This window comes from Terrisporobacter othiniensis, assembly GCF_000808015.1.
GTDB classification, from domain to species: Bacteria; Bacillota; Clostridia; order Peptostreptococcales; family Peptostreptococcaceae; genus Terrisporobacter; species Terrisporobacter muris.
In genome coordinates this window covers 1-6,744 of the sequence record NZ_JWHR01000145.1, presented here as the reverse complement: position 1 = coordinate 6,744, position 6,744 = coordinate 1, and the positions used below count along the sequence as shown (strand labels likewise).

11 protein-coding genes are annotated in these 6,744 nt (G+C 26.0%); all 11 read left to right on the top strand.

The genetic code is table 11. The features are described 5' to 3' along the window. Positions 1–244: hypothetical protein (locus QX51_RS17350; protein WP_039681163.1), on the top strand; the 244-nt coding region annotated here is incomplete at its 5' end. An 83-nt stretch (positions 245–327) separates the two neighbouring features. Continuing rightward, positions 328–759, top strand: a complete 432-nt coding sequence (locus QX51_RS17345; protein ID WP_039681162.1) for a hypothetical protein — start codon at positions 328–330, stop codon at positions 757–759. A 211-nt stretch (positions 760–970) separates the two neighbouring features. Further along, positions 971–1,885, top strand: a complete 915-nt coding sequence (locus tag QX51_RS17340; protein WP_039681161.1) for an ABC transporter ATP-binding protein — start codon at positions 971–973, stop codon at positions 1,883–1,885. Continuing rightward, positions 1,885–3,135, top strand: coding sequence for an ABC transporter permease (locus QX51_RS17335; RefSeq protein WP_039681160.1), 1,251 nt, complete (start codon positions 1,885–1,887; stop codon positions 3,133–3,135). Before QX51_RS17340 ends, QX51_RS17335 begins: the two co-directional genes overlap by 1 nt. Before the next feature lie 36 nt (positions 3,136–3,171). Continuing rightward, positions 3,172–3,387: a helix-turn-helix transcriptional regulator gene (locus tag QX51_RS17330; RefSeq protein WP_039681159.1), complete on the top strand. Its 216-nt coding sequence runs from the start codon at positions 3,172–3,174 to the stop codon at positions 3,385–3,387. Beyond that, the gene (locus tag QX51_RS17325) at positions 3,380–4,186 is read left to right on the top strand and encodes a DUF3169 family protein (protein WP_039681158.1); all 807 of its coding nucleotides are present in this window, start codon (positions 3,380–3,382) and stop codon (positions 4,184–4,186) included. The genes QX51_RS17330 and QX51_RS17325 overlap by 8 nt, the downstream gene beginning before the upstream one ends. Before the next feature lie 93 nt (positions 4,187–4,279). Continuing rightward, entirely contained in the window at positions 4,280–4,591 is a 312-nt protein-coding gene (locus QX51_RS17320) for a GNAT family N-acetyltransferase (protein WP_039681164.1), read from the top strand. Positions 4,592–4,843: 252 nt separating this feature from the next. Continuing rightward, positions 4,844–5,179: a hypothetical protein gene (locus QX51_RS17315; RefSeq protein ID WP_039681157.1), complete on the top strand. Its 336-nt coding sequence runs from the start codon at positions 4,844–4,846 to the stop codon at positions 5,177–5,179. Between the two features lie 90 nt (positions 5,180–5,269). Continuing rightward, positions 5,270–5,581: a hypothetical protein gene (locus QX51_RS17310; protein WP_039681156.1), complete on the top strand. Its 312-nt coding sequence runs from the start codon at positions 5,270–5,272 to the stop codon at positions 5,579–5,581. Between the two features lie 36 nt (positions 5,582–5,617). Continuing rightward, a complete protein-coding gene (locus tag QX51_RS20775; protein ID WP_161791943.1) occupies positions 5,618–5,782 on the top strand; it encodes a DUF8582 domain-containing membrane protein in 165 nt (54 codons plus the stop codon). Between the two features lie 60 nt (positions 5,783–5,842). Beyond that, on the top strand, positions 5,843–6,322 hold the full coding sequence (locus QX51_RS17305; protein WP_039681155.1) for a GNAT family N-acetyltransferase: 480 nt from the start codon (positions 5,843–5,845) through the stop codon (positions 6,320–6,322). Positions 6,323–6,744 lie beyond the last annotated feature (422 nt).

The following is a 6,744-nucleotide window of genomic DNA, read 5'->3' as shown; positions in this document are numbered from 1 at the left end:
TATGAGATGGATAAATAAAAACGTTTCCAAAGGGGTAATAATGAAAGTTGGTGGAGATATATTTCCATCAAAATTACCAGATACATATATGGTTGAATTAGAATATAAAGGAAGTAAGTATGAAATAAATGACAAAGAAATATTTAACTTATATAATATAGGTCAGAATATCAAGTTAAAGTTAGTCGAGAGTTTAGATGAAAATAAAAATATTGTAAAGTATGATTTATTTAAGTTAAAATAAGTTCGCAAAATTAATATAATACGAAGTAAGGTTACTTTTTATATCATATAGATAAATAGTATTTTGTAGGAAGGATAGACCAAATGGATTGGTTAAATATATATGGATTAATTACTATGATAATAATTATGGTACCTAATATTATATTTGCTATTAAAGAGAAAAGTTTCGAAAGTAAATATAATAATAAGATAGTTGAGCTTATTGAGCAAATAGGAAGATTTGGGTCAATGGGTTTGATGATTTTCAACATACCATTATTAGATTATGGATATTTCCTTCCTAATGGAAAAGTTTTATATGTGTTTTTAAGTGCTATACTATCAATACTATATTGTATTGTATGGTTTTTATATTTTAGAAAGGCATCAATTAAAAAAGCAATGTTACTTGCTATTATTCCAACGATATTATTCCTATCAAGTGGAATAATACAAGGAAGAATATTATTAATCATATCATCAATACTTTTTGGTATAACACATATTATTATTACCTACTATAACAATATATAATTTCCGATTGAGTAGATTTTGTGAACAATCTTAATATAATGAGAATAAAAAGTAGGAGTTATACAAAGCTATGTAACTCCTACTTTTTTATTATTCAATATTTTTACAAAAATTAAAATTATAAGTTGACAATTATAGTTGTCATTTCATATAATTAATTATGACAAGTATAATTGTCATAATGACAATGAAAATGGTCAGGAGGGAAAGTATGAGGTTAGAGGTAAAGGAATTAAGAAAAAGTTTCTCTGAAAAAGAAGTACTACATGGGATATCTTTTTGCGTTGAAAGTGGTAAGGTACTTGGATTATTGGGGCGAAATGGAGCAGGAAAAACTACAACAATTCGTATATTAATGGATGTGTTTAAAGCTAATTCAGGTGAAATATTAATAGATGGGAAAAAATTTGAACCAAGAAAATATCAGATAGGATATTTACCAGAAGAAAGAGGTTTATACCCTAAAAAGAAAGTTACAGAACAAATAGTTTACTTAGCACAGTTAAGAGGAATACCAGCTAAGAAGGCAAAAGAAAGCACAAAACTATGGCTTAAAAAATTAGGTATAGAGGAATATGCAGACAAAGTACTAGATAGTTTATCAAAAGGAAATCAGCAAAAGGTTCAATTGGCACAAACTTTAGTCTGTGATCCAGAAATAGTTATACTTGATGAACCATTTAGTGGATTAGATCCAGTAAATGCACAAATACTTAAAGATACTGTGAGAGAATTAATAAGTCAAAATAAATTAGTTATATTCTCAAGCCATCAAATGAGCTATGTTGAAGAATTTTGTGAAGAAATAGCCATAATAAATAAAGGTGAGATAGTACTTAGTGGAAATCTTAAAGAAATAAAAAAAGAATTTGGAAACAATAGATTAATATTAAGCGCAAATAACTTAACATCAGATGATTTAAAATCTATATGTGAAGAGAAATTTAATAATTTAGTAATTGTAAATGAAGTTAAAAAAGATTGCCTAATATTGGAACTACTAGATAATAAAACTAAAAACCAACTTTTAGAAAATATATTAAAAGAAAACATAGATATAGAGAAGTTTTCTATGTATGAACCAGATTTAACAGATATATTTGTAAAGAAAGTAGGTGAAGAATAATGAAACAATTTCTTGTTGTATTAAAATTTGAGCTTTCTAATTATTTTAGAAAAAAATCATTTGTAGTAAGTACCATAATAATTGCAGCATTAATGGTAGTTGGTTTATCTTTGCCAAACTTTATAGATATGTCAAGCATATTACCAGGATTAGCTAAAAGCGAAACTAAAGTAGAAGAGGTTGAGAAAGAAGATATAATTAATTTGGCAATACACGATGAAAAAAATATTATATCTAATAAAGATGTATTAAAAGCTTATTTTCCAAACTCAAATTGGAAAGTAGTAAAAAACCAAGATGAATTAAATAAATTAGTTGAAAATCAAGATGTAGAAGCAGGATTTGATATAAAAAGTTCAACACAATACAGTTATGTTGTTCAAAATACTAAGTTTGATGATGAAAATAAAACAATATTTGATGAACTTTTAAAAAGAATTTATAGAGAAAAACAAATTACTAGTGAAGGAATAGATTTCAATAAGGTAGATAATGTTTATAATACTCAAATAGTTTCTGATGTTGAAGTATTAGGCAAAGATAGTGTAAATAATTATTTCTACGCATACATACTAATTTTTGTTGTATATATGATGATTATAATGTATGGTCAATTAATTGCTGTATCAATAACTTCAGAAAAAAGTAATAGAGCAATAGAAGTATTAGTTACAAGCACAAATACAAATAATTTAATCTTTGGTAAAGTAATTGCAGGTGCAATAGCAAGTATAGCACAAGTTGGAGTGATAATGTCAGCAGCACTTATTGCATATAAGGTAAATAGTGAAGCATGGAATGGAATGTTAGATAGTGTATTTAAAATTCCTTCAGAATTAATAATTACATTTGCCATATTTGGAATATTAGGTTACTTATTCTATTCATTTATATTTGGAGCTTTAGGAGCTTTAGTATCAAAAACAGAAGAGATATCAACAAGTGTTGGACCTATAATGATGATATTTGTTGTAGTATTTTTTATCAGCATATTTGGATTGACTAATGGAGATAGTGTATTGTTGAAGGTTTGTTCATATATACCATTTGCATCTCCAATGACTATGATAGTAAGAGTTGCAACTGGAGCTATTACATCAATGGAATTCATAATATCTGCATTAATATTAATAGTATCAACAGTATTAGCAGGAATATGTGGCGCTAAGATATATAGAATGGCTACACTTATGTATGGAAATCCAATAAAATTAAAAAATGCTTTAAAATGGCTTAAGGTTGAAAAATAAGTCAACAGAACAAGGAAAATAGTCAGGAGGAGTTGTATGCCATTAAATAATCGTTTAAAAGAATATAGGACTAGGATTAATGTAAATCAAACGGAGATGGGTCGTTTAGTAGGAGTATCTAGACAAACAATTAGCCAGATTGAACGAGGGGACTACTCTCCATCAGTAACTTTAGCATTAAAAATAGCAAAGGTTTTAGGAGTAAGGGTGGAAGACATTTTTAGTTATGAGGAGGATGATGATAATGAATAGCAATCATGTGGAAGAAATTAAAAAAGAAGACAAAAAAGCATTTAAAGGTTACATTGTTATAATAGTGATATCTGGAATAATCGGTGGAATAATTGGTGCATCGTCTGTATACTTAAAAAAAATCTTTGGCGAGGCTATTCCTAGTTTACTAATGAGTATATTTCAGGTGATTACACCATTTGCAAGCATAGTACTTTCTATATTAGTAATAATAATAAGTACAAAAATTTATAATAAATCACGAAAAGAATATGATTTATGGAGTGAAACAAATGAAGATGATGATATAATAGACAAAATTGAATTAAGGTTATCTTATATACTTTTACTTACTTCTGTAAATATGATTCTTGGATTTTTCTTCTTTGGAATAGGGAGCACGTTATCAGTATTTGATAATATACATTATGGTCTTAGTGGTAATTTTAGTATTATAAATTTTATTTGCTTACTTGTGGGATTTATACTATGCATAGCTTCTTCCACACTAATTCAAAAGAAAATAATTAATTTAGAAAAAGAAATTAACCCTTTGTTAAAGGGAAGTATATATGATGTGAAATTTAGTAAAAAATGGTTGGATAGCTGTGATGAAGCAATAAAATTAGGAATATATAAAAGTGCTTATAAAGCATATATCTCTGTATCTACAACATGTGTAATACTTTGGGTAATTTGTGTTATAGGTTATGATATATGGGATTTTGGTATTGCTCCTATGGTAATTGTAACAATTATATGGCTAGTTCAGACAATTTCTTATTGTGTTGAATCAATTAAACAATCAAAAGTAAGATAAGTTTTCAGAGAATATATTCAGAGCTGGTTATTATGAAAATAGTAATCAGCTCTTTTTTGATATAATAAACAATAATTTGACAGGAGAACTGATATGGAAATAAGGGAATATAAATCAAGTGATTGCAATGAAATTGCTGATTTGTTTTATAATACTGTTCATTGCATTAATGCAAAAGACTATACAGAGGATCAGTTAAATGTATGGGCCACAGAAAATATTCATATTGATGAGTGGAATGAATCTTTTTTAGATAACTACACAGTGGTTGCAGAAGAAAATGGAATAATAATTGGTTTTGATGATATTAATAATGAAGGTTATTTGGATAGATTATATGTACATAAGGATTATCAAAATATTGGTGTTGCAACAGCAATTTGCGATAGATTAGAGAAATTCTAATTTGCTAAGTATGTTTAATTCACCAATGTTATATAATGCGAACTAAGAGAGCATTAATATTCTCTTTGCTAGTATTAAAATATATAATTTATTTTGTATACTGTAGTAGAACTATTCACTATGATACAATGATTATAAATTGTATATAGAAGAGCTTACATATTTATAAAAGGCATAATAAACTGTTGGAATTGAGGCTAGACCTATTACACCTGGTGATGCAATGAAATAAAAATATACAATATAAATTAAATGTTTTGGATTATAGTATTTTGCTATGTTATACTAATGAAAACTATAAAAGAGAGGGTATATGAAAAAATAATTCTATTAATTTCAGTATTAAGTTGTGTATTTATATCAGGGTGTAACGTACAGGAAAAAAGAGTGAAATCATTAGTGAAGGCTTATATTTATCTTATTGATGAGATAGATAGCAATTATAACTTAACATTAATTCTTAGTCCATCGCTAGAAAATGAAGTCTCTCTTTTTATATCTTATGTATCGCAAGAAAAAACTGATTATATGAATCTTTATAACTTAATCAAAAAGGATAGTCAAAAAAGATATGTGATATATAACTAGGTGAATATACTACAAAAGAACCAATGCCTTATATTCAGTTTTTTGAATTTACTAGGTAAAAATTCGAATCTATAGAAAGGGAAAAAGATTATGGGAACAATGATAATAGCTACACTTTTATCAGCAGCTGTTTTTAGTTTTATATTTTATATTTTAAACAATAGGATAGGTGGTATATTTAAGCCAATACAAAAAGATCTAAGTAATCTAAATAAAGGAACTAGACGTATATTAAACTTTGCAGGTTTTATCTTAGCAATTTTAATAAGTGTTTATTTAAGAATTGTATTAAACCTTAGTGATATTAGTGGTGGTTTAATTTTAGGATTTTTAGGGGCTATGTTAGATACTTGTTTTAGAAATAATATTGTAGAAAATACTATAGGGAATAATATTTTTTGAATATTATAGATAGATTGGGATTTGAGGAGAAATTGAATGAATAACAATACAATTGCAAAAATTTGGTTATTTGCAGGCATTTGTTTTTTAATAGTTGGAGTAGGAGATAAAAATACAGTATTTATAATATTAGGTTGTTCATATATTTGTATTGGATGCTCTAAGTTAAGTAAGAAAACAAAAAATAAAGATGATATATAAAAGTAATTTTAAACTCTAATATATAAAACTGACATGAAAATAACATGGGGAGAATTAAAGATGGATAATTACATAATTGATATGATAATTGAAAATGATATTGCTAAAATTCTAGATATTTATAATTCTAATAAAAGCTTTTTAAAAAATCATATGGGTATTACAGCTGTTTCTAAAGACTTTATAGTTGATGAGATTGAAGAAATGAAAAGTATTGGGTTCAGCTCATTAGTTATAAAAAATAATGAGGGTAATATAGTTGGGATATGTGATTTTAAAATGGAATATGAAGTTTATTTATCTTTATTAATGATTGACGCTAAACTAAAAGGAAATGGATTAGGTAGCATAATATATAATCAGTTAGAAAAAATATTTAAATCTAAGAATGCTAGCCGTATTAGAATAGATGTTGTATACGATTATGAAGAAAATGTACTTGGTTTTTGGGAAAAACAAGGATTTGTACCTTGTGAAAAAATACAATTAGAATGGAATGGATATAAATCTAAGGCTGTTAAAATGTATAAGACTATTTAGTTATAATATAATCCAATGTACAAATAAAAATATCTGTTTGGTAAATTCCGATTTATCAGATATATATGGGAATAATCAGTAAGAACAACACATGACTTTTTAAGTGAAGAGGATATAATATCAATAAAACTTCATGTTGTAGAAGGTGCCAAATATATTAGTAATTTGGTTATATCAATTGATTGCTATTTTTATAATGTGTATTCTTTTATTTGCTTATTAATATTTATAATGCTAATAGGTATAATGAATTATTTATTTGTTTATAAATTTTCGTTAAAAGAAGTATACAAAAATAAATATATAGATGAAAAACAAATAAAAAAATAGCATTATTATTTGCCATACTTAATATTCCATATTTTGTTTACCTTTCAATATCATTTTAGTTTAAAAATTCAATTAATGGTTAAGTGTATAAT